The organism is Mycobacterium sp. (assembly GCF_019243155.1).
In the GTDB taxonomy this organism is placed as follows: Bacteria; Actinomycetota; Actinomycetes; order Mycobacteriales; family Mycobacteriaceae; genus Mycobacterium.
The window spans coordinates 1-22,580 of the sequence record NZ_JAFAUS010000516.1 but is presented as its reverse complement, the minus strand read 5'-3'; the positions used below and the strand labels follow the sequence as shown (position 1 = coordinate 22,580).

The 22,580-nt window shown below is 67.4% G+C and carries 16 protein-coding genes and 1 pseudogene; 11 read left to right on the top strand and 6 right to left on the bottom strand.

Features of this window, described 5'->3' with window-relative positions; genetic code table 11:
* Positions 1–3 precede the first annotated feature (3 nt).
* Together fadD12 and JOZ00_RS26175 are read right to left on the bottom strand one after the other, a co-directional pair.
* Complete coding sequence (gene fadD12, locus JOZ00_RS26180; protein WP_293350299.1) at positions 4–1,626, bottom strand: acyl-CoA ligase FadD12; 1,623 nt, start codon at positions 1,624–1,626, stop codon at positions 4–6.
* A gap of 3 nt (positions 1,627–1,629) precedes the next feature.
* Positions 1,630–2,370, bottom strand: a complete 741-nt coding sequence (locus JOZ00_RS26175; RefSeq protein ID WP_293350302.1) for a lysophospholipid acyltransferase family protein — start codon at positions 2,368–2,370, stop codon at positions 1,630–1,632.
* 252 nt (positions 2,371–2,622) lie between these two features.
* Here JOZ00_RS26175 and JOZ00_RS26170 point away from each other — a divergent pair, with 252 nt between their 5' ends.
* The 7 genes from JOZ00_RS26170 to JOZ00_RS26140 all read left to right on the top strand — a co-directional run bounded on the left by JOZ00_RS26170 (position 2,623) and on the right by JOZ00_RS26140 (position 11,323).
* Positions 2,623–3,078, top strand: a complete 456-nt coding sequence (locus JOZ00_RS26170) for a hypothetical protein (RefSeq protein WP_293350296.1) — start codon at positions 2,623–2,625, stop codon at positions 3,076–3,078.
* A gap of 115 nt (positions 3,079–3,193) precedes the next feature.
* The gene (locus JOZ00_RS26165; protein WP_293350293.1) at positions 3,194–4,954 is read left to right on the top strand and encodes a DUF3556 domain-containing protein; all 1,761 of its coding nucleotides are present in this window, start codon (positions 3,194–3,196) and stop codon (positions 4,952–4,954) included.
* Entirely contained in the window at positions 4,951–6,378 is a 1,428-nt protein-coding gene (locus tag JOZ00_RS26160; protein WP_293350290.1) for an NAD(P)/FAD-dependent oxidoreductase, read from the top strand. The genes JOZ00_RS26165 and JOZ00_RS26160 overlap by 4 nt, the downstream gene beginning before the upstream one ends.
* Before the next feature lie 141 nt (positions 6,379–6,519).
* Positions 6,520–7,542, top strand: a complete 1,023-nt coding sequence (gene gap / locus JOZ00_RS26155; RefSeq protein ID WP_293350287.1) for a type I glyceraldehyde-3-phosphate dehydrogenase — start codon at positions 6,520–6,522, stop codon at positions 7,540–7,542.
* A gap of 2 nt (positions 7,543–7,544) precedes the next feature.
* On the top strand, positions 7,545–8,801 hold the full coding sequence (locus tag JOZ00_RS26150) for a phosphoglycerate kinase (RefSeq protein ID WP_293350284.1): 1,257 nt from the start codon (positions 7,545–7,547) through the stop codon (positions 8,799–8,801).
* Complete coding sequence (tpiA, locus tag JOZ00_RS26145) at positions 8,798–9,583, top strand: triose-phosphate isomerase (RefSeq protein WP_293350281.1); 786 nt, start codon at positions 8,798–8,800, stop codon at positions 9,581–9,583. Before JOZ00_RS26150 ends, tpiA begins: the two co-directional genes overlap by 4 nt.
* Positions 9,584–9,601: 18 nt before the next feature.
* Entirely contained in the window at positions 9,602–11,323 is a 1,722-nt protein-coding gene (locus tag JOZ00_RS26140; protein WP_293350278.1) for an FUSC family protein, read from the top strand.
* A 6-nt stretch (positions 11,324–11,329) separates the two neighbouring features.
* Here the strand turns inward: JOZ00_RS26140 and JOZ00_RS26135 are convergent, their stop codons facing one another.
* The gene (locus tag JOZ00_RS26135) at positions 11,330–11,929 is read right to left on the bottom strand and encodes a TetR-like C-terminal domain-containing protein (protein ID WP_293350275.1); all 600 of its coding nucleotides are present in this window, start codon (positions 11,927–11,929) and stop codon (positions 11,330–11,332) included.
* The gene (locus JOZ00_RS26130) at positions 11,926–12,216 is read right to left on the bottom strand and encodes a hypothetical protein (protein WP_293350272.1); all 291 of its coding nucleotides are present in this window, start codon (positions 12,214–12,216) and stop codon (positions 11,926–11,928) included. Before JOZ00_RS26130 ends, JOZ00_RS26135 begins: the two co-directional genes overlap by 4 nt.
* A gap of 446 nt (positions 12,217–12,662) precedes the next feature.
* Between JOZ00_RS26130 and JOZ00_RS26125 the strand changes: the two are divergent.
* The 4 genes and pseudogenes from JOZ00_RS26125 to ppc form a co-directional block, all read left to right on the top strand.
* A pseudogene (locus JOZ00_RS26125) lies at positions 12,663–14,426 on the top strand (peroxidase family protein); the annotation flags it as partial.
* A gap of 1,232 nt (positions 14,427–15,658) precedes the next feature.
* Entirely contained in the window at positions 15,659–18,256 is a 2,598-nt protein-coding gene (locus JOZ00_RS26120) for a LuxR family transcriptional regulator (RefSeq protein ID WP_293350269.1), read from the top strand.
* 10 nt (positions 18,257–18,266) lie between these two features.
* Positions 18,267–18,500 carry a preprotein translocase subunit SecG gene (gene secG, locus JOZ00_RS26115; RefSeq protein WP_293350266.1) on the top strand — a complete coding sequence of 78 codons (234 nt, stop codon included), beginning with the start codon at positions 18,267–18,269 and terminating at the stop codon, positions 18,498–18,500.
* Between the two features lie 45 nt (positions 18,501–18,545).
* Positions 18,546–21,353: a phosphoenolpyruvate carboxylase gene (ppc, locus tag JOZ00_RS26110; RefSeq protein WP_293350263.1), complete on the top strand. Its 2,808-nt coding sequence runs from the start codon at positions 18,546–18,548 to the stop codon at positions 21,351–21,353.
* A 23-nt stretch (positions 21,354–21,376) separates the two neighbouring features.
* On the opposite strand, the gene JOZ00_RS26105 is transcribed toward ppc, so the two are convergent.
* Both JOZ00_RS26105 and JOZ00_RS26100 read right to left on the bottom strand, forming a co-directional pair.
* Complete coding sequence (locus tag JOZ00_RS26105) at positions 21,377–22,306, bottom strand: histone deacetylase family protein (protein WP_293350260.1); 930 nt, start codon at positions 22,304–22,306, stop codon at positions 21,377–21,379.
* A gap of 6 nt (positions 22,307–22,312) precedes the next feature.
* The coding region (locus JOZ00_RS26100) for an ATPase (RefSeq protein ID WP_293350257.1) at positions 22,313–22,580 on the bottom strand (268 nt) is incomplete at its 5' end.

Below are 22,580 nucleotides of genomic sequence, written 5' to 3'. Positions count from 1 at the left end.
GCCTCATGCGCCGCTGACCCGTGATTGCAATTCGCTGCGCAAGATCTTGCCGGTGCTGCCGCGGGGCAGTTCGTCGACGAGTGTGATCTCGCGCGGCACCTTGTAGTTGGCGAGGTTCTCGCGGACGTGTTGCTTCAGCGTCTCGTCGGTGGCCGACGCTGATAGGGCCAGCACCACGAACGCCGCCAGGCGCTGGCCGTATTGCTCGTCGTCGACGCCGATCACGACCGCCTCGGCCACCTCGGGATGTGCCGCCAATGTCTTCTCCACCTCGATCGGATAGACGTTCTCGCCGCCGGAGACGATCATCTCGTCGTCGCGGCCGACCACGAACAGCCGGCCCGCCTCGTCGAGATACCCGACGTCGCCCGACGACATGAACCCGGCGTGGAAGTCTTTGGTGCTGCCGGACGTGTAGCCGTCGAATTGAGTGTCGTTGCGGACGTAGATGCCGCCCACCTCACCGGTGGGAAGTTCGTTGAGTTCCGGGTCCAGGATCCGGATTTCGGTTCCGCCCGCGGGGCGGCCGGCGGTGTCGGGCGCCGCGCGCAGATCCTCCGGCGTGGCGGTGGCGATCATGCCGGCCTCGGTGGCGTTGTAGTTGTTGTAGATCACGTCACCGAATTGGTCCATGAACGCGGTGACGACGTCGGGCCGCATCCGCGAGCCCGACGCGGCGGCAAACCGCAAAGACTTTCCGCTGTAACGGTTTCGGACCTCGTCGGGCAGATCCATGATGCGGTCGAACATGACCGGAACCACGGCCAGGCCGGTCGCCTTGTGCCGGTCGACGAGGTCGAGGGTGGCCTCCGGGTCGAACTTGCGCCGGGTGACGATCGTGCACGCCATCGAGGCGGCGAAGATCAATTGCGAGAAACCCCAAGCGTGGAACATCGGCGCCACGATCACGATCGTCTCCTCCGCGCGCCACGGCGTGCGGTCCAGAATCGCCTTGAGCGTGCCGATCCCGGCCCCGCCGCCGGATTGCTTGGCGCCCTTGGGACTTCCGGTGGTGCCCGAGGTCAACAGGATCATCTTGCCCTTGCGGCCGGTCCGCTCCGGCTGCTGCCCGAGGTGGCCGGCGATGAGTTTCTCGACAGTCAGCTCGTGCGGCCCGTCCGTCCACGCCACGATGCGGGTGGCGTCCGGTTTGTCGGCCAGCGCGCGTTCCACCGTCGCTGTGAACTCCTCGTCGTAGATGGCCGCGTCGACGCCTTCGCGGTCGACCACCTCGGCCATCGCCGGCCCGGCGAACGACGTATTCAGCAACACGACGTCGGAGCCGATCCGGTTGGCGGCCACCAACGCCTCGACGAAGCCGCGGTGGTTGCGGCACATGATCCCGATGACCTTCGGCTGACCCGAGGGCAGGCCCTGCAGCGCGGTCCCCAACGCGTTGATCCGCTCGTCGAGCTGTCGCCAGGTCAACGTGCCGAGTTCGTCGATCAGCGCGGGGCGGTCCGGGCAACGCTGCGCCGCGCCGGCGAAACCCACCGTCATGCCCATGCCCTCGCGGCGCATGGCGGCGGCCATCTTCAGGTAGCGGTCGGGTCGCATCGGCGCGAGCATCCGCGCGCGCACCAGGGTGCTGATCAATCCGACGGCCTGATCAAGAGGATTTGCCATGGCTCAGCCCAGAATCGGGAAACGACGCTTGGTGGCGAGTTCCTTGAGGGCCTCTTGCATCACCGATCGCACGTGCTCGTCGACCTCGTCGACGTCCGGCTCCTCGCCGAATCGCGCCGCGATGTCGATGGGTTCGAGCACCCGAGTCACGATCTTGGTGGGCAGTGGCAGGTTCGGCGGGATCACGGCGCTCAGGCCGAACGGGAAGCCGAACGACAGCGGCAGGATGGCGCTGCGCAGCAGGCGCTTTATGCCCAACCGTTCGGCCAGCCAGGTGCCGCGGGTGAGGTAGAGCTGCGTCTCCTGCCCGCCGATGGATACCGCGGGCACGATGGGCACGCCGGCCTCGATCGCCGTGCGGACATATCCCTTGCGGCCGTTGAAGTCGATGACGTTCTCCGACAGGGTCGGCCGGTAGGCGTCGTAGTCGCCGCCGGGGAACACGATCACCACGCCACCGGACCGCAGCGCTTCGGCCGCGTTCTCCCGGTTGGCCCGGATGTATCCGGTGCGCCGGAAGAAGTCCCCGGTGGGCCCGGTCATCAGGATGTCGTGGCTCAGCGTGTAAACGGGCCGGTCGAAACCGAATTTGTCATAGAAGTCGACGGTGAAGATCGGAACGTCCATCGGGAACATGCCGCCGGAATGGTTTCCGACAACCAAGGCTCCGCCGGGCGGAAATCCATCCAGGCCGTGCACCTCGGACCGGAAGTAGGTCTTCAAAGCGGGACGCATCACGGTCATCACGCGCTGGGTCAGGACGGGGTCGAACTTGCCGATATCCCCGTTTTCCGAACTATCGCTGTCGGTCACGTTCCTCCCTTGACGCTCCCGCGGGGCTGGCGTTGCCGCGTCGAGTCCCTCGATGGTAGCGACCCCGGCAGGGCGGCCGTGATGGTGTTTCGCCCTTTGCTCTGAAGGGCCTATGGTGCCGCCGGATTTGGCGCGCTATTGTTACGCACGCTCTTTTGCCGATCCTCGAGAAATGGGGACGCGATGTCCGTAGGCAGTTTGTCCCCCGAGCGTGACGCACGCTCCGCCGCAGCGCGCGGCACGACCAGCACTCTCGAGCGCGGCGCGCGCCGTCCGCGTGCTGTCGCCCCGCGGCCCGAGCCGAAACTGAGTCAAGGCCCGGCGGCCATAGAGATCGATCCCGGTGCGACCGCGTCGGACAACGCCGATCATCTGCAGGCCGACTACTTCCTGCATCTGCTCGCGGGCCGGCGTCACCTCATCGACCACCGCGTCGACGAGTATCAGAAGGCGGTCGCGGCCGCGGAGGGCAACCGCGATGCGGAGGCGGCCTGTAACTTCCGGCGCATGGTGCGTCTCGAGATACAGGATCGGCAGACCGTCGACGGCATGATCGAGAAATTGCAGCGGCGGTTCATCCGGCAGGACGCGGGCGACGCTCCCGCGGCCCCGCAGCGGACGCGGTTGGCGGCCCAGTAGCCGATTCCGGCGGCGGCCTGAATCAACTTTTGCCGCTGCGGTTTTCGCACGCCCGCGGTGCGGTGCCGATAGATTCTATTGGCCAGCTGGTTTGCCGATAGGAACGAGGCCGCCCGTGGGATTCATGTCTCCGGAGTTTCCCGACGTCGATCCCGAACTCTGGCCAGGCCTGCCGCGTACGACCAGGCGGCAGATCATGAGCCGGCACTGGGTCGAACACGGCTTCGGCTCCCCGTATGCGGTGTATCTGTTCTACGTCTTCAAGATCGCCGCGTATGTCGTCGGCGCGGCCGCCGTGATCTCGCTGACGCCGGGCCTGGGCGGCCTCGGCGAGATCGCCGACTGGTGGACACAGCCGATCGTCTATCAAAAGGTGGTCATCTTCACGCTGCTCTTCGAGATCCTGGGCCTGGGCTGCGGGTCCGGACCGCTCACCGCGCGGTTCTGGCCCCCGTTCGGAGGATTCCTGTATTGGTTGCGGCCCAACACGATTCGGTTGCCTCCGTGGCCCGGCAAGGTCCCGTTCACGGGTGGGGACAACCGCACCGTGCTCGATGTGGCGCTGTACGTGGTCGTGTTGGGCTCCGGCGTCTGGGCGTTGCTCGCGCCCGGACAGGGCGGGCCGGTCACCGCCGCGGGCGATGTCGGCCTGATCGATCCCGTCCGGGTGGTGCCGGCGATCGTCGCACTGGCGCTGCTGGGACTGCGCGACAAGACCGTGTTCCTGGCGGCGCGCGGCGAGCACTACGGGTTGACCCTGCTGGTGTTCTTCTTCAGTTTCACCGACCAGATCGCCGCCTTCAAGATCATCATGCTGGCGCTGTGGTGGGGCGCGGCGACATCGAAGCTCAATCACCACTTCCCGTATGTGGTGGCGGTGATGATGAGCAACAACCCGCTGTTGCGCAGCAAGGCGTTCAACTGGTTCAAACACAGGCTCTACCTCGACCCGGTCGACGACCTGCGCCCGTCATGGATACCGAAGGTCATGGCCCACGTCGGCGGCACGACGGCGGAGTTCGGAGTTCCGCTGGTGCTGGTCTTCTTCGCCGACGGGCACCGGTGGGCGTGGTTTCTGATCGCGTTCATGGTCCTGTTCCACCTCAACATCACCTCCACCATTCCGATGGGAGTTCCGTTGGAGTGGAACGTGTTCTTCATCTTCTCGCTGTTCTACCTGTTCGGGCACTACGCCGGAGTCAAGGCCACGGGGCTGAACTCGCCGCTGCTGCTGATCATTCTGCTCGCCGCGCTCGCGGTGGTGCCAATCATGGGAAACCTTTTCCCAAAACAGATTTCGTTCCTGCCGGCGATGCGCTACTACGCCGGGAACTGGGCCACCAGCACGTGGTGCCTGCGCGACGGCGTCGAGGACAAGATCGAGGCGAACATCCCCAAGGCCTCGCCCCTGGTCCCCAATCAGCTTGCCCGGCTTTATGATTCGAGCACCGCTGAGTTGACGATCGACAAGTTGATGGCGTGGCGGTCGATGCACACCCACGGGCGCACGCTGGGCGGGCTGGTGCCCCGCGCCCTCGGCGACGGGGTGGACGAGGCAGACTACAAGCTGCGGGACGGCGAAATCATCGCCGGACCGCTGATCGGGTGGAATTTCGGCGAGGGGCACTTGCACAACGAGCAGCTGCTGGCCGCGGTGCAGCGGCGCTGTGAGTTCGAAGACGGTGACGTTCGGGTGATCATCTTAGAAAGCCAGCCATTTCAGACCCAGCGGCAGGAGTACCGCATCGTCGACGCCAAGACCGGCTTGATCGAAGAGGGCTATGTGGATGTGGCGAGCATGTTGACCCGCCAGCCGTGGCCCGAGCCCGGTGACGACTACCCGGTACACGTGACGACGGAGCGCAACCCGCGATGAGCACGGCGGTGGTGGTCGGTGCCGGGCCCAACGGCCTGGCCGCGGCGATCCACCTCGCCCGGCACGGGGTCGACGTGCAGGTGCTGGAGGCCTCCGACACGATCGGCGGGGGAGCGCGCTCCGGTGAGCTGACGATGCCCGGCGTCATCCATGACCACTGCTCGGCATTCCATCCGATGGGCATCTGTTCGCCGTTCTTAAAGCGGCTGGATCTGGAGCGCCACGGGCTGTCGTGGAAATGGCCGGAGATCGACTGTGCGCACCCGCTCGACGACGGGACCGCCGGTGTGCTGTTTCAGTCGATCGATGAGACCACCGCCCGCATGGGAGCCGACGCCGCCCGGTGGCGGCGGGCGGTGGGCGACCTGGCGGCGGGATTCGATGCGCTGGCCGAAGACCTGCTTCGCCCGGTCCTCAACATCCCGCATCACCCGATTCGCCTGGCCGGCTTCGGTCCACGCGCGCTGTTGCCGGCCACCACGATGGCGCGCTGGTTTCGCACCGAGCAGGCGCGCGCGTTGTTCGGCGGTGCGGCCGCGCACGTCTACACCCGGCTGGACCGGCCGCTCACCGCGTCGCTCGGGTTGATGATCCTCGCCAGCGGACACCGCTACGGGTGGCCCGTCGCGCAAGGGGGGTCCGGCGCCATCACCCAAGCGCTGGCGGGTGTGCTCACCGAGCACGGCGGCGCGGTGGACACCGGGGTGCGGGTCGTCAGTCGCAGACAGATCCCGGACGCCGACATCGTCATGCTCGATCTCAGCCCGGCCGCCGCGCTGGACATCTACGGCGACGCGATGCCCGCCCGGATCAAACGGTCCTATCGGCGCTATCGCGAGGGCTCGTCGGCGTTCAAGGTCGACTTCGCCATCGAAGGCGACATCCCCTGGACCAACACCGACTGCGGGCGGGCCGGCACCGTGCATCTGGGCGGGACGTTCGCCGAAATCGCCGACACCGAACGCCAACGCGCGCGGGGCTTAATGGTCGATCGTCCGTTCGTGCTCGTCGGCCAGCAGTACCTCGCCGACCCGGCCCGCTCGGCGGGCACCGTCAATCCGATCTGGGCCTACGCACACGTGCCGTTCGGCTACACCGGCGACGCCACCGCCGCCGTCGTCGGCCAGATCGAGCGGTTCGCCCCCGGATTTCGCGACCGCGTCGTCGCGACGGTCAGCAAAAGCACGGCCGACCTTGCGGCGTACAACCCCAACTTCATCGGTGGCGACATCATCGGCGGCGCCAACGACGGGCTGCAGGTCATCTTCCGCCCGCGGATCGCGGTCGATCCGTACGCGATCGGGGTGCCGGGCGTGTACCTGTGTTCGCAGTCCACGCCGCCGGGAGCCGGGATCCACGGCCTGTGCGGCTACTACGCCGCCGAGTCGGCGCTGGAGTGGCTGCGCAAGCGGCGCAGTGGCTGACGTCACTACCGGCCGGCCCGAGTAGTGATGTACCGCACTCGAAACGGTCCTGGATCTGACCGGCGCGGCAACGTGGCATGTCACTGATCTAGGCTGGCTGCGAGCGCTAATCAGCGGACATAGGGAAAGAGGGAGAGACAAGTGACGGTCCGAGTAGGCATCAACGGCTTCGGTCGAATCGGACGCAACTTCTATCGGGCCTTGTTGGTCCAACAAGCCGAGGGCGCGGGGACCGATATCGAGGTGGTCGCGGCGAACGACCTCACCGACAACGCGACGCTGGCGCACCTGCTGAAGTTCGACTCGATTCTGGGCCGCCTGCCGTACGACGTGAGCCTGGACGGCGAAGACACCATCGTCGTCGGCAAAGCGAAGATCAAGGCACTCGAGGTCCGGGAGGGCCCGGCGGCGCTGCCGTGGGGCGACCTCGGCGTCGACGTCGTCGTCGAGTCAACCGGCATCTTCACCAACGCCGCCAAGGCCAAAGGCCACCTGGACGCCGGCGCCAAGAAGGTGATCATCTCCGCGCCCGCCACCGACGAGGACATCACCATCGTGCTGGGCGTCAACGACGACAAGTACGACGGCAGCCAGAACATCATCTCCAACGCCTCGTGCACCACGAACTGCCTCGCGCCCTTGACCAAGGTGCTCGACGACGAGTTCGGCATCGTCAAGGGCCTGATGACCACCATCCACGCCTACACCCAGGACCAGAACCTGCAGGACGGGCCGCACAAGGATCTGCGCCGGGCCCGCGCCGCGGCGCTGAACATCGTGCCGACCTCCACCGGCGCGGCCAAGGCGATCGGGCTGGTCATGCCCAACCTCAAGGGCAAGCTCGACGGCTACGCGCTGCGGGTGCCGATCCCCACCGGTTCGGTCACCGACCTGACCGCCGAGCTGAAGAAGTCCGCGACCGCCGACGAGATCAACGCGGTGTTCAAGGCCGCGGCCGAGGGCAAGCTCAAGGGCATCCTCAAGTACTACGACGCGCCGATCGTCTCCAGCGACATCGTCACCGACCCGCACAGTTCGATTTTCGACTCGGGTCTGACCAAGGCGATCGACAACCAGGCCAAGGTGGTGTCCTGGTACGACAACGAATGGGGCTACTCCAACCGCCTCGTCGACCTGGTGGCCCTGGTCGGCAAGTCGCTGTAACCGTGGCGTCCTCCGTTAACACGCTGGAAGACCTTCTCGCCGAAGGGGTTTCGGGTCGTGGCGTACTGGTGCGCTCCGACCTGAACGTCCCGCTCAACGATGCCGGTGAGATCACCGACCCGGGCCGGATCACCGCGTCGGTCCCGACGTTGAAGGCCTTGCTGTCCGCGGGCGCCAAGGTCGTGGTCGCCGCGCACCTGGGCCGCCCCAAAGACGGACCCGACCCGAAGTACTCGCTGGCGCCCGTCGCCGCGGCCCTCGGCGAGCAACTCGGCCAGCACGTGCAGTTGGCCGGCTTTGATCAGTCCCGAGTCGTCGGCACCGACGCGCTGGCCCGGGCCGAGGGGCTGACGGACGGCGACATCCTGCTGCTCGAGAACATCCGCTTCGACCCCCGCGAAACCAGCAAGGACGACAGCGAGCGACTCGCGCTGGCGCGCGGTCTGGCCGAATTGGTCGAGCCGACGGGCGCTTTCGTCTCCGACGGCTTCGGTGTGGTGCACCGCAAGCAGGCCTCCGTCTACGACATCGCCACCCTGCTGCCGCACTACGCCGGCAAGCTGGTCGCCGACGAGATACGGGTGCTCGAACAGTTGACGAGCTCCACCGAGCGGCCCTACGCCGTGGTACTCGGCGGGTCGAAGGTGTCCGACAAGTTGGGCGTGATCGAGTCGCTGGCCACCAAGGCCGACAGCATCGTGATCGGTGGCGGAATGTGTTTCACATTCCTTGCCGCGCAGGGCTTTTCGGTGGGTAAGTCGCTGCTCGAAGAGGACATGATCGAGACTTGTCGCAAGCTGCTGGACACCTATGCCGACGTGCTGCGGTTGCCCGGCGACATCGTGGTGAGCGAGAAGTTCGCCGCCGACTCACCACCACAGTTCGTGGCCGCCAACGCGATTCCCGACGACATGATGGGTCTGGACATCGGTCCTGGTTCGGTCAAGCGCTTCGCCACGTTGCTGTCCAACGCGAAGACCGTCTTCTGGAACGGCCCGATGGGCGTGTTCGAGTTCCCCGCGTACGCGGCCGGCACCAGGGGCGTCGCCGAGGCGATCGTCGCCGCGACGAAAAAGGGCGCGTTCAGCGTGGTCGGTGGCGGTGACTCCGCCGCCGCGGTCCGCGCGCTGAAGATCCCCGAGGACGCGTTCTCGCACATATCCACCGGCGGCGGCGCATCGCTGGAATACCTTGAGGGCAAGACGCTGCCGGGCATCGAGGTGCTGAGCAGGCCACAGCCGACCGGAGGGAACTCGTGAGCCGCAAGCCACTGATCGCCGGCAACTGGAAGATGAACCTCAATCACTTCGAGGCGATCGCGCTGGTGCAAAAGATCGCGTTCGCGTTGCCGGACAAGTACTACGACAAGGTGGACGTCACCGTCCTGCCGCCCTTCACCGACCTGCGCAGCGTGCAGACCCTTGTCGACGGCGACAAGTTGCGGCTGACCTACGGCGGTCAGGACCTGTCCCAGCACGATTCGGGTGCCTACACCGGCGACATCAGCGGAGCGTTCCTGTCCAAGCTGGGGTGCAGCTTCGTCGTGGTCGGGCACTCCGAGCGGCGCACATACCACAACGAGGATGACGCGCTGGTCGCCGAGAAGGCCGCCGCGGCGCTCAAGCACGAGATCACCCCGATCATCTGCCTTGGCGAGCACCTGGATATCCGGGAGGCCGGCAACCACGTCAGCCACTGTGAAGACCAGCTGCGCGGCTCGCTGGCCGGGCTGTCCGCCGAGCAGATCGGTAAGGTCGTCATCGCTTACGAGCCCGTGTGGGCGATCGGCACCGGGCGGGTGGCCAGCGCGGCCGACGCCCAGGAGGTGTGCGCGGCGATTCGCACGGAGCTGGGCGCGCTGGCGTCGCCGGAGATCGCCGACACTGTGCGGGTGCTCTACGGCGGTTCGGTGAACGCCAAGAACATCGGCGAGATCATCGCTCGCGACGACATCGACGGCGCGTTGGTCGGCGGTGCGTCATTGGACGGCGAGCAGTTCGCGACGCTGGCGGCGATCGCCGCCGGCGGTCCGCTTCCCTGACGCCGCGGCGGTCGGCCTGTGGGTGGTTCGCTTGCGGCATTCGGTCGCAGCGTTGCCGCGGCGCTGCGACCGTCCACAGCACCCTGGGCCGTGGGGCCCGCCCTGTGGGCGATCGGCACCGCGGCGCTGATCGCCGGGGCGGGCGTCCTGTTCGGAGAATTGCAGCTTGTCGGCCTCGCCTATCTCGGCGCCGCCTGCGCCTTCGTGTTTCTGGCCCGGGGCTTCTACCGTGCCCGCTGGTGGGCATGGGTGGCTCAGGCGGTCGGCGGGGCGGTAGGCATCAGCGTGGGTGCCCAGCTCTGGCCGGGATCCGGTGTCGGGCAGGTACTGGTCGCAGGTATTGCCGGTGCGGTCTCGGGAATGGTTGGCGGGACGGGCCCCAGCGGACCCGCGTTCGGGATGATGCTGTCCATCGGCGTGGCCTTCGGCCAGTTCGGCGGGTCGTCGCTGCCGTGGTGGCAGCAGGCCGTGTGGTATCTGGTGGGTACGACGGTCTCCGCGGTTTCGGTGTTGGCCCCGTGGGCTTTTCACCGCGACAAGCCCGAACGCCGGGCGCAGGCAGCGGTGTATTTCGCGGCCGCGGACCTGTGCGCCGCCGTGGGAACCGACGAGGCCGGCCCGGCCCGCGGCCGCCTGGCCGCCGCGTCCGCCGTCGCGCGCGCCGCGCGCGACCGGCGCGAGGCCGACCTGGTGGCCTTCGCGGCCGCGACCCTCTACGCCCAGGGAAGGCCGGTGCCCGACGCTGCCGTCGCGGCTATTCGCCAAGCGGGAGAACAGATTTGGCATGCCGTTGCCGTCTCGGTCTCGTTCTCGGAGGCGGACGCCGGGGCAGACCCGGGCTTGGTCGAACTGGCGGACGCGCTGAGCCCACAGCCGGAGCGACCGGGCACGGTGACAGCCGAGACGGCTGGGGTTTCGGCATTGGTCCGTGCGGCCACCTCGCGGACCGGCCTGGCCAACGGCCTGCGTATCGGCCTGTGCATGGCCGTCGCCACCGCGCTTACCGTCGCGATGCGACAATCCACCCATTCGTTTTGGCTGCCACTGACCACCGCCGTGATCGTGCGGCCCGAATTCGCCTCGGTGTTCGTGCGCACGGTGAACCGGATCTTCGGCACCCTGGTGGGCGCGCTTGTGGCGACCGCCGTGCTGGCCGTGCTGTCGCCCGGTCTGCCGCTGGTCGTGGCCACCGCGCTGGCGCTGGGCTTCGTCGTTTCCTCGGTGCCGAAGCTGTACGGCCTTGTCGTCATCGGAATCACCACCTCGGCCCTGTTGTCCCAATCGATCGGCCAACGGGATCCGGTGGCGCCCACGCTTCGGTTGCTGGACACCTTCATCGGTGCCGCGGTGGCGATCGTCTTCGGTTACCTGCTGTGGCCGGAGGCCCGACGGTTCCCGGCGTATGCCCAGTTGTCGGGGGCGCTCGCGGTCGCGCACAGCTACCTGGACGAGGCCGTCAAACCCGCAGCGCAACGCCGGCATTGGCAATCCGTCCGGGCCGACGCCTACCGGCTGGCGCACCAGGTCCGCGCCACGGCCGAAGCCGCCGCGCTGGAGCCCCCGCCGGTGAGTTCGCTGGCGCTGCGGGTGATCCCCGCGTCCATCGAGCTGGAGGACGCCGTGGACGCGATCACCGCGGTCGGCTCCGCCGTGGACGCCGGTCACGAACCGGCGGCGCTGATCGACGACGTCTGTCGCCGGTTGCAGGATCTGGATCGAACCGCGGTCGCGTTGCGGTGACGGCCGTCAGCTTCCCTCCGATGTGACTGCGCGCCAGACCAATCTGGAAAGCTGGCGGCAGTAGATGTCGTCGACCGGCTCGCCGGTGAACAGCGACCGCATGTTGATAGGCGCGAACAGCAACTCCAGCACCGTGGCGACGTCCACCCCCTCGCGGAGTTCGCCGCGCTGCCGTGCCCGGTCGAAGACGATGCGCAGGCTCTCCGAGCCCGCCCGCCACACCGTCCGTCGAACCTGCGCGCGTGGGACGTTGGGGTTGACGATCAGGTGCATGATCTGCAAACGTCGGCCGATCCCGGAACTCATGTAGTTCGCGACCCCGGTCGCCAGGGCCTCCAGGTCGCCGCGCAACGACCCCGTGTCGGGGGCGGTGATCTCTCGGCTCGGCCAGTTCAGCAGGACGTCGAGCATCAGGCGGTCTTCGGTGCCCCACCGCTGCCGGATGGTCCTTGGATCGAGGCCGTGCCGATCGGCCAGCGATACGATGCTGAAACGGTCGATGCCCCAACGGGTTAGCTCGTCGTAGGCCGCGGCGAGTACTCGCTCGCGCTCGGCCTCCGACATCGCGCCGTTGGCAGGGCCGGGCCTGTCCGGTGCGCCGATCACAGCCGGTACATTTCGCGGTCCATGCGGGCGTCCGCGATGAATCCGTACTGGGCGGGGTAGTGGGGACGCGGTGGCCGCTCTGTGCGTGACGGCGCCATCCGACGCGCCAGTCTCGCCACCCAACCGCCCTTGGCCGGGGCCCGCAGGTCTTTCGGTGCGGTCGCGGCGGCGGTGCCGAAGACGACCTGTTGTTCGGTGATGAGCGGCTGGATTTCCGGCAACCGCGCCGCGACCTCGTCGTCGCCAGCGGTTGTCGCGATGTCGTATCTGTCTTGTATAGAAGGCATTTGAGTACCCCATCTCGGCGTTGCGGGAACGCGTGTTGACCCCATCACGAGAATCCTGCGGCCGAGCTGGGTAGTGCACACGCGTACAGCACTACCTGTTCTCGTCTGTGAGGTACGCTGCCGCGTGCGTCCGCGCCGCCGGTCCGCGCTGTGATCGATCAATCGCGGGTTGAGTTGTGTTGATCGGCAACCTGATTCGCGCCCACGCCGGCACTATCGGCGCGATCCGTTAACTTCCGCGACACCAAAACCTCATCATCCGACAACGTGGAATGGCGAAGCGGTAACAGGATTTCGCCGGAGATTTCCGCGCGCCGCGAATTGGAAACACCGCAGTCATATACGGACGAGTAGTCCACTACTCGAGCGGGGTCAGATCTCTTCCTGCTGTGTGCGGCAGCTGTTACGGTCTGAGCGATCGTCTTTCGATGCGCGACGGGAGCGGAATGACGCTGGGACAGCGGCTGGCCCGCCTTGCCGAAGGAGCCGACCGCCTGCTGGGGTGGTACCGCTTGCCGAAGCCATTGGGGCTCGCGGTCCTGATCGGGTTGCGGCAACGATTGCGGGCCTACAACCTTTTCGACACCGGCCGCGGTGCGGCCGACCGACCCCCGCCGCCCCTGGCCGCCGGCGACGCCGACTTCAAGGCCGCCCGCACCCTCGACGGCACCCGCAACGATCTGCGGGATCCACTGATGGGCTCGATCGGCAGCCGATTCGGTCGCAACGTCGCGCCCGAACTGACCCATCCCGACGACCGGTTGTTGGAGCCCAGCCCCCGGCTGATCAGCGAGCAGCTGCTGAGGCGCACCACGTTCCAACCCGTCACCTCGTTGAACCTGCTGGCCGCCGCCTGGATTCAGTTCGAGGTCCACGACTGGCTGAGCCACGCCACCGTCACGGACCGGCCGTTCGAGATTCCGTTGGCGCCGGGTGACCGTTGGCCCCAAGAAGACAGGCCCATGACGATCCGCCGGACGGCGCCCGATGCGAGCCCGGACGCATCCGGGCCGCCGACCTTCGTGACCACCGATACCCACTGGTGGGACGCCTCCCAGATCTACGGCAACACACCGGAGTTCGCCGCCGGATTGCGCGAGGGTGTCGGCGGCCGGCTGAAGCTGGATGCGAACGGCCTGCACCCGGTGGCGCTGGAGGAGTCCCTCGACCCGCTGGGCAACAAGAACAACTTCTGGGTCGGCCTGGCCATCCTGCACTCACTGTTCCTGCGGGAGCACAACGCGATCTGCCGAGAACTGGCGGCCGCGTATCCGGCGATGACCGACCAGCAGCTCTTCGACACCGCGCGCCTGATCAACGTCGCGCTGATGGCCAAGATCCACACCCTGGAGTGGACCCCGGCCATCATCGCGCACCCAACCAGTCAATCGGCGTTGTACGCCAACTGGTTTGGGCTGCTTGGCGAACAGTTCGGCAAGACCTACGGCCGGGTCACGGCGAGCGAGATCTTGCAGGGCATCCCCGGATCGCCGACCGACTTCCACGGGGTGCCCTACTCGCTGACCGAGGAATTCGTCGCCGTCTACCGGTTGCACCCGCTCATTCCCGACGACTATGAGTTCCGCTCCTGGCGGGACAACGCGGTATTGCAGACGTTTCGGCTGCCCGACCTGACCTACCAGCACGTCCGGCGGCGGCTGGACGAGACTTCGATGGCCGACCTGTTCTATTCGTTCGGCACCGCTTACCCCGGTGCGATCACGCTGCACAACTTCCCGGAATACCTGCGGTATTTCGACCGGCGGCCGCGCGACACCCCGATCGATCTGGCCGCCGCCGACATCCTGCGCACCCGCGAGCGGGGTGTCCCGCGCTACAACGCATTTCGGCGCGCGCTGCGCCTCAAACCCGCCGCGAGCTTCGAGGAGCTGACCGACAATCCGCAGTGGGCTCAGCAGCTACGCCAGATCTACCACGACGTCGAACGGGTCGATCTGATGATCGGCCTGTACGCCGAACCCAAACCGCCCGGATTCGGCTTCAGCGACACCGCATTCCGCATCTTCATCCTGATGGCGTCGCGGCGACTGGAAAGCGACCGGTTCTTCACCCGCGACTTCCGTCCGGAGATCTACACCGAGCTGGGTATGACGTGGATCCGTGACAACTCGATGCGCACCCTGTTATTGCGGCACTTCAGCGAGCTGGAGCCCACGCTGCGCGACGTGAGGAACCCGTTCGCCCCGTGGCCGGCAGCCGGTTCACCGCCGTTGGTGGCTCGGCCGGCCCCGGCCGGCGCCCCGCCCGCGCACACCAAGGGTGCCGCGCCCTACCTTCGCTACAGCAGCCGCCTCGAACAGCCCGCCCCTGACGAGGATTTCGACATCGGCAAGATCGTCGACAAGTTGCACGCCGCCAACGAGCGTGTCTACCGCAAGTACGGCCGCGCGCTGCGCGACGCGCACGCAAAGAGCCACGCGATCCTGCGCGGCGAGTTGCGGGTCTACGACAACGTGGCGCCCGAACTGCGTCAGGGGCTGTTCGCCAAGCCCGTCACCTATCAGGTCGTCGCGCGGTTCTCCAGCACCTCCGGGGTGATCCGCAGCGACCAGGTCCGCGGGGTGCACGGGCTGGGCATCAAGCTGCTCGACGTGACCAAGGTGCTCAGCGAGCCCGCGGAACGTTGCCTCGTCGGCGACACGTCCGACACGCAGGATTTACTGCTGGTCACGCACAAGGAGTTTCCGTTCAAGGACGTCAAAGACTATCTGAAGCAAGGCATGCTGCTGGCCGGCCTGTTGGTCCGGCTGTCGGATTGGCAATTGAAATTCGTGATCGGGGCGCTGCGGGCGGCAGAGCCCGTCCTTGGCCTCTTCGCGGTGCCGCTGCCGCTGCCGATGCAGGTGTTCATCGCGCCCAACGACAACATGCTGGGGATGGAGTTCTACTCGGCGGCGCCGATCCGCTGGGGCTCCTACGTCGCGAAGTTCAAAGTCGTCCCGCTGTCCGACAACGTCAAGCGCTTGGCTGGAAAACCGTTGTCGCCCACTGCCGGACCAGAGGCATACCGCGACATGATGGTCGACTTCTTCAGCACCGAATGCGCCGAATACGAACTGTGCGCGCAACTTTGCACGGATCTGGGCAGCATGCCGATCGAAGACGCCACCGTCGAGTGGCCCGAATCGCGGTCGCCGTACGTGCCGGTGGCCAAGCTGGTGTACCCGGCGCAGAATCCCTACACCGACGAGCGCCAGTACTTCGGCGACGAGGTGCTCTCGTTCAACTCGTGGCGTGGCCTGAATGTTCATCGACCGCTAGGTCCGATCAACCGGATGAAGCTGCGGGTCTACGACGCTTCCAGCCAGTTTCGGCACCAGAAAAACCACGCACCGTCCTACGAACCCAAGATTTCGCAGTTGCCCGAATGATTCAACACACTTGCCGGGCACGCTCGGCTATCAGCCCTTAGACTCCCGCCATGTCCGGGAGTTGGCAGTTGCTGGACCGTCCTGTAGAGCAGGAGGCGATCCGCTCTGCGCTGACCAGAACGGACTTTCGTGGAGTCGTCGTAATCGGCGCGGCCGGGGTCGGCAAAACGACGCTGGCCCGCACGGTGACCGAATCGCTGCGCACGCCGGTGCACTGGGTGGCGTGCACCGAGACCTCTCGCGGCATTCCGCTGGGCGCGTTTGCTCCATGGGTCGGCTCGAGCGGTGCGCGCGACCCGATCGCGCTGCTGGTCAACGCCAGGCAAACGATCCTGAACAGCGCGGAAACGGTCGCGGGCGTCGACGATGCGCACCTGCTCGACCAGCTTTCAGCCACTTTGCTGCATCAGATCGCCGTCGAGGGGGCGGGGCGCATCGTGGCGACGGTCCGCAGCGGGGAACCGCTTCCGGACGCCGTTACCTCGCTGTGGAAGGACGGCTACCTGCAACGGCTGGACTTGGCGCCCTTCACCAAGCGGCAGAGCATCGCGCTGATCGAATCGGTGCTCGGCGGCACGCTGGAGGAGTTGTCGGCCGAGGTGATGTGGGAAGCCTCCCATGGCAATCCGCTGTTTCTCCGGCACCTGGTCGAGGGCGCGATCGAGGCCGGCACCCTGAGCGCCGTCGACGGCGTGTGGCAGCTGCGCGGGCCGACCGCGGTGTCGCCCGGGTTGGCCGAGTTGCTGGAGGAGCGCCTCAAGCGCGCCGGACACGTGGCCCTGCGAGCGCTGAAACTGCTGGCGCTGTGCGAGCCGCTGGACATCAACACCCTGTCCGAACTGGCCGGCGAAGACGCCGTTGACGCCGCCGAAGTGCAAGGGCTGCTGCACATAGTCCACGACGGCGATCAGATCAACGCGCGCATAAGCCACCCCCTGTACGGCGATGTGGTGCGCAGGCGGATCGGCACGGCCTCGGCCCGCAAGCTGCGCGGTCGCATCGTCGGCGTGCTGAGCGAGCGCGGGACCGACTCCGCAGCCGCGCGGGTTCGGCTGGCCCAGCTGTCCATCGACAGCGACCAGCCCGCCGACAACGATCTGCTGATCGCGGCGGCCAAGGACGCGGTCTTTTTGGCCAACCTGCCGCTGGGAGAGAGCTTGGCGCGCACCGCTTTCCAGCGCGGCGACGGGCTGCGCGCCGCGGAGCTGCTGTCGCGGGCCGTGTTGTGGCAAGGCCGCCCCCGCGAAGCCGACGAGATCCTGGCGACGTTCGAGCCCGACAGCCTCGACGATCTGCAGCTGGTGCAGTGGGGCATTCCGCGATTGTCGATTCTGTTCTGGTCGATGGGTCAGGTGCAGCAGGCCCACGACATCCTGGAACTGCTGTTGCGGCGGTCCACCCACCCGCTGGTCCGGTTGATCGTCGACGCGACCGGCGCCGCGATGGCGGTGCACGAGAACCGCTTCGACACCGGCGTGCCCGCCGCCGAGGCGGTGCTGAGCAACCCCGACGCGCCCAAGCAGGCCGTCGATTTCGCGGCGTTCGCGGCCGGGCTGGCCCTGCCGGTCGCCGGGCGCGGCAGCGAATACGAGCCGATCGCCGCGCGCTGCCGCGCGGAACAGAAGCCGACCGACGGCATGATCCGCGTCATGGTCCGCTACTGCGACGTGCTGGCGCTGACCCACACCGGCCAGCTGGACGAGGCTGACCGGCGGGTCGTGGAGTACACCCAATTCTGTTCGGAGGGACAGTTTCTCGGCTGGGCGATCGCCAAGATCACCGCCGGCCTCGTCGCCACCTACCGCGGCAGATTCGCCGAGGCCATCTCCGCCATCGAGCAGGCCCTGGCTGCGCTGAACGCCGAAACCTCGCTGCCGTGGCGGCTTCCGGCGCGGCTGCTGCTGGCCCGCGCCTACGCCGCGTTGGGCCAGACCGGTCAGGCCGAACGGGTGCTCGAGGACGCGACCGAGCACACCGGACGCCACGTCGAGTTGCACCAGCCGCAACGGATGATCGCCAAGGCCTGGCTGACGGCCGCGCTCGGGGGTGAGCGCACGGCCGCCGAGGCGGCGCGCCGCGCGGCGCAGGCCGCCCACGAGGCCGGGCAGTACGCGCTGGAGGCCGAGGCTCTGCACCACGCCGCCCGATTCGGCGACCGCACCGCGGCCGAGCCGTTGGCGGCCCTCGTTCCGCGCCTGGACGGCACGCTGGCCGAGCTGTATCTGCGGCACGCAGGTGCGCTCGCCGAGGCCGACGCCGGCGCGCTCGACAAGTGCAGCGTGGATTTCGAGAAGGCCGGGTTGATGCTGTCGGCCGCCGACGCCGCGGCCCAGGCCGTACCGCTGCACGACCAGGCCGGCCACCGCCGTCGCAGCGCCGAGTCCAGTGGGCGTGCCCTGCAGCTGGCCGCCCTGTGTGGCGGGGCGATGACGCCGGCGATCCGGTCCGCGACCCGCCCCCTGCCGCTGAGCCCCCGGGAGCGCGAGATCGCCGCCCTGATCGCCGAGGGCCTGTCCAACCGTGAGATTGCCGACAAATTGCTGGTGTCGGTGCGCACCGTGGAAGGGCACATCTACCGCGCCTGCATCAAGCTCGACGTGTCCGACCGCGACGACCTTGCCGTCATCGTCTCGGCCACCCTGCAGTAAGCTCGTCGTCATGCAGTTGGCCCTACAGATCACCTTGGTCGTCACCAGTGTGCTGGTGGTGCTGCTGGTGCTGCTGCACCGCGCCAAGGGTGGCGGCCTGTCGACGCTGTTCGGAGGCGGTGTTCAGTCCAGCCTGTCCGGGTCGACGGTGGTGGAGAAGAACCTCGACCGGTTGACGTTGTTCATCACCGGCATCTGGTTCGTCTGCATCATCGGCATGGCCCTGCAAATCAAGTACCGCTGACCGGTCGGCGGGCGGACTATCCGATCCGCCCCGATACTGGGACGCATGGTTGAGGTCACCGACACCGCGCTAGAACCGATTGGCGCCGTCCAGCGAACACCCGTCGGTCGCGAGGCCACCGAGCCGATGCGCGCCGACATCAGGCTGCTCGGCACGATCCTGGGCGACACCGTGCGCGAGCAGAACGGTGACGAGGTATTCGAGCTCGTCGAACGCGCCCGGGTGGAATCGTTTCGCGTGCGTCGCTCGGAGATCGACCGTGCCGACTTGGCGCGGATGTTCGACGGCATCGACATTCGCCAGGCGATCCCGATCATCCGGGCGTTCAGCCACTTCGCGCTGTTGGCCAACGTCGCCGAGGACATCCACCGGGAACGCCGACGGGTGATCCACGTCGACGCCGGCGAACCGCCGCAGGACAGCAGCCTGGCCGCAACGTACGCGAAACTCGACCGTGCGCAGCTGGATTCGGCCACGGTCGCCGACGCGTTGCGCGGCGCTCTCGTCTCGCCGGTGATCACCGCCCACCCGACCGAGACCCGCCGGCGCACCGTGTTCGTCACCCAGCACCGGATCACCGCGCTAATGCGGCTGCACGCGGAGGGGCACACGGAGACCGACGAGGGCCGCAACGTCGAACTCGAGCTGCGCCGCCAGGTCCTCACGCTGTGGCAGACCGCACTCATCCGGCTGTCCCGGTTGCAGATCACCGACGAGATCGAGGTGGGGTTGCGGTATTACGCGGCCGCGTTCTTCAAGGTGATTCCTCAGGTCAACGCCGAGGTCCGAAATGCGTTGCGGGCGCGCTGGCCCGATGCCGGCCTGCTTTCCGGCCCGATGCTGCAGCCCGGCTCCTGGATCGGCGGTGACCGCGACGGCAATCCCAACGTGACCGGCGACGTGGTGCGCCAGGCCACCGGCAGCGCCGCATTCACCGCGCTGGCTCACTACCTGGCCGAGCTCACCGCGTGCGAGCAGGAGTTGTCGTTGTCGGCCCGACTCGTCTCGGTCACCCCTGAGCTGGCCGAACTGGCCGAGGGGTGCCGGGAGAAGATCCGCGCCGACGAGCCGTACCGGCGCGCCGTGCGGGTGATCCGCGGCCGGCTCACCGCGACGGCTGCGCAGATCTTGGACCGCCAACCCCAGGACGTGCTCGACCTCGGGTTGTCACCGTATGCGACCCCCGCCGAACTGCTGGCCGACCTCGACACCATCGACGGGTCGCTGCGCGCCAACGGCAGCGCGCTGCTGGCCGACGACCGTTTGGCGCTGCTGCGAGAAGGGGTGGGCGTCTTCGGCTTTCATCTGTGTGGCCTCGACATGCGGCAGAACTCCGACGTGCACGAAGAAGTGGTGGGGGAGCTGTTGGCCTGGGCCGGGGTGCACCCGGACTACGCCTCGCTGCCCGAGGACGAGCGGGTCGAGCTGCTGGCCGCCGAGTTGGCCACTCGCCGTCCGCTGGTCGGTGACGGCGCGCAACTGTCGGACCTGGCCCGCGGCGAGCTCGGCGTCGTGCGGGCCGCCGCCCAGGCCGTCAAGCGTTACGGCCCCGCCGCCGTTCCCAACTACGTCATCTCGATGTGCCGGTCGGTCTCCGACATGCTGGAGGCCGCGATCCTGCTGAAGGAAGCGGGCCTGCTGGACGCGTCGGGCCCGGAACCTTATTGCCCCGTGGCTATTTCACCGCTGTTCGAGACCATCGAGGATCTGCAGAACGGCGCGACGATACTGCATGCGATGCTGGAACTCCCGCTCTACCGGGCCGTCGTCGACGCTCAAGGCGGACGTCAGGAAGTGATGCTCGGCTACTCCGACTCCAACAAGGACGGCGGTTACCTCGCTTCCAGTTGGGCGGTGTACCGGGCCGAGCTGGCCCTGGTCGAAGTGGCCCGAAAGGCCGGAATTCGGTTGCGGCTCTTCCACGGTCGCGGTGGAACCGTCGGCCGCGGCGGCGGCCCGAGCTACCAGGCGATCCTGGCGCAACCGCCGGGCGCGGTGAACGGCTCGCTGCGACTCACCGAGCAGGGCGAGGTGATCGCCGCCAAATACGCCGAGCCGCAGTTGGCGCGGCGCAATCTGGAAAGCCTGGTGGCGGCCACGCTGGAGTCGACACTGCTGGACGTCGAAGGTCTGGGCGACGACGCGGAGCCGGCGTACGCGGTGCTCGACGAGGTGGCCAAACTTGCGCAACGCGCGTACTCCGAATTGGTGCACGAGACACCGGGTTTCGTCGAGTATTTCATGGCCTCCACGCCGGTCAGCGAGATCGGGTCGCTGAACATCGGAAGCCGGCCCACCTCACGCAAACCCACGTCGTCGATCTCGGACCTGCGCGCCATCCCGTGGGTGCTCGCATGGAGCCAGTCACGGGTGATGCTGCCCGGCTGGTATGGCACCGGGTCGGCATTCGAGCAGTGGATCGCGGCGGGTCCCGAAAGCGAAAGCGGGCGAGTCGAAATCCTGCACGACCTCTACCAGCGCTGGCCGTTCTTCCGCAGCGTGCTGTCGAACATGGCGCAGGTGCTGGCCAAGAGCGACCTCGGTCTGGCCGCCCGCTACGCCGAGCTGGTCGGCGATGAGGAATTGCGGGACAGGGTGTTCGACAAGATCGTGGATGAACACCGGCGAACCATCGCGATGCACAAGCTCATCACCGGCCAGGAAAACCTGCTCGCGGACAACCCCGCACTGGCGCGTTCGGTGTTCAACCGCTTCCCGTACCTCGAACCGCTGAACCACCTTCAGGTCGAGTTGCTCCGCCGTTACCGTTCTGGCGACGACGACGAATTGGTGCAGCGCGGGATTCTGCTGACGATGAACGGGCTGGCGAGCGCGTTGCGCAACAGCGGCTAGGTGTAGCCGACCGCGCGCTCGAGTCAGCCCTTCAGCAGCTCACCCACGTGAGCGGTGACCGAATCGGCGAGCCCTTGCAGGTCGTAACCGCCCTCGAGCGCAGCCACCAACCGGCCGTCGCACAGCTTCTCTGCCGACTTCATCAATTCCCTTGTCACCCAGGCGAAGTCGTCGGCCGTCATCGTCAGCGAGCCGAGCGGGTCGCGTTCGTGGGCGTCGAACCCGGCGGACACGATGATGAGCTCGGGTGCGAAGGCCTCCACCGCAGGCAGTATCCGGTCCTCGAAGGCGGCGCGCAGTTCGGCGCCCCCGTCGCCCGCTGACAGCGGTGAATTGAAGATGTTGCCGACCCCCGTTTCCCGGACCGCGCCGGTGCCGGGGAACAAGGGCATCTGGTGCGTGGACGCATACAGCACGTCCGGATCGGCATAAAAGATCTGCTGGGTGCCGTTGCCGTGATGGACGTCGAAGTCGACGATCGCGACCCGCGTCAGTCCGTGCGCCTTCTGTGCGTGTCGCGCACCGATGCTGATGTTGTTGAACAAGCAAAAGCCCATCGCCCGTTCGGTTTCCGCATGATGCCCGGGCGGACGGCACGCGACGAATGCGTTCTGGGCCGCCCCGCTCAGGACCTTGTCGACGGCCTGCAGCGTGCCGCCCACCCCGCGTAACGCCACCTCCCAGGTGGAGGGCTCCATCATGGTGTCGCCGCCGTCGAGGTAGACATAGCCGTGCTCGGGCCGCACCGCTTCCAGCCCGTCCACGTAGCGATTGGAGTGCACGTACCGCGTCGGCTCGAGGTCGGCGCGCTCGGCGGTTTCCCGTACGAGGGTGTCGAACTGAGGCGCACTGAGCGCCGCTTCGACGGCCCGATAGCGGTCCGGCCGTTCCGGATGGCCCGGGGCTGTTCGATGAGCGGCAAAGCTCGGATGGTGCAGCAGCAGCGTGGCCATGAGCGTCTAGTGCCCGGAGCGGTTGCGCAGCCTGTCCACCACACCCCGCAGCACGTGCTCGGTGGCCGAGAGCGGAGTCATCATCGTCTCGCCCACCTTCACCATGTCGTCGATGCGCGCGACGATGGCCTCGGCGGGCTCCACCAGCACGATCAGCCGCTTCGCGAGGTCGTCCAGACTGGTCATGGTGCCGTCCAGGTGATCCAGACCGGCCTCCAGGCGCTCGACCGTGGCGTTCAGGGCCGAGAGGGAACTGCTCAGCTCCTTCATGGTT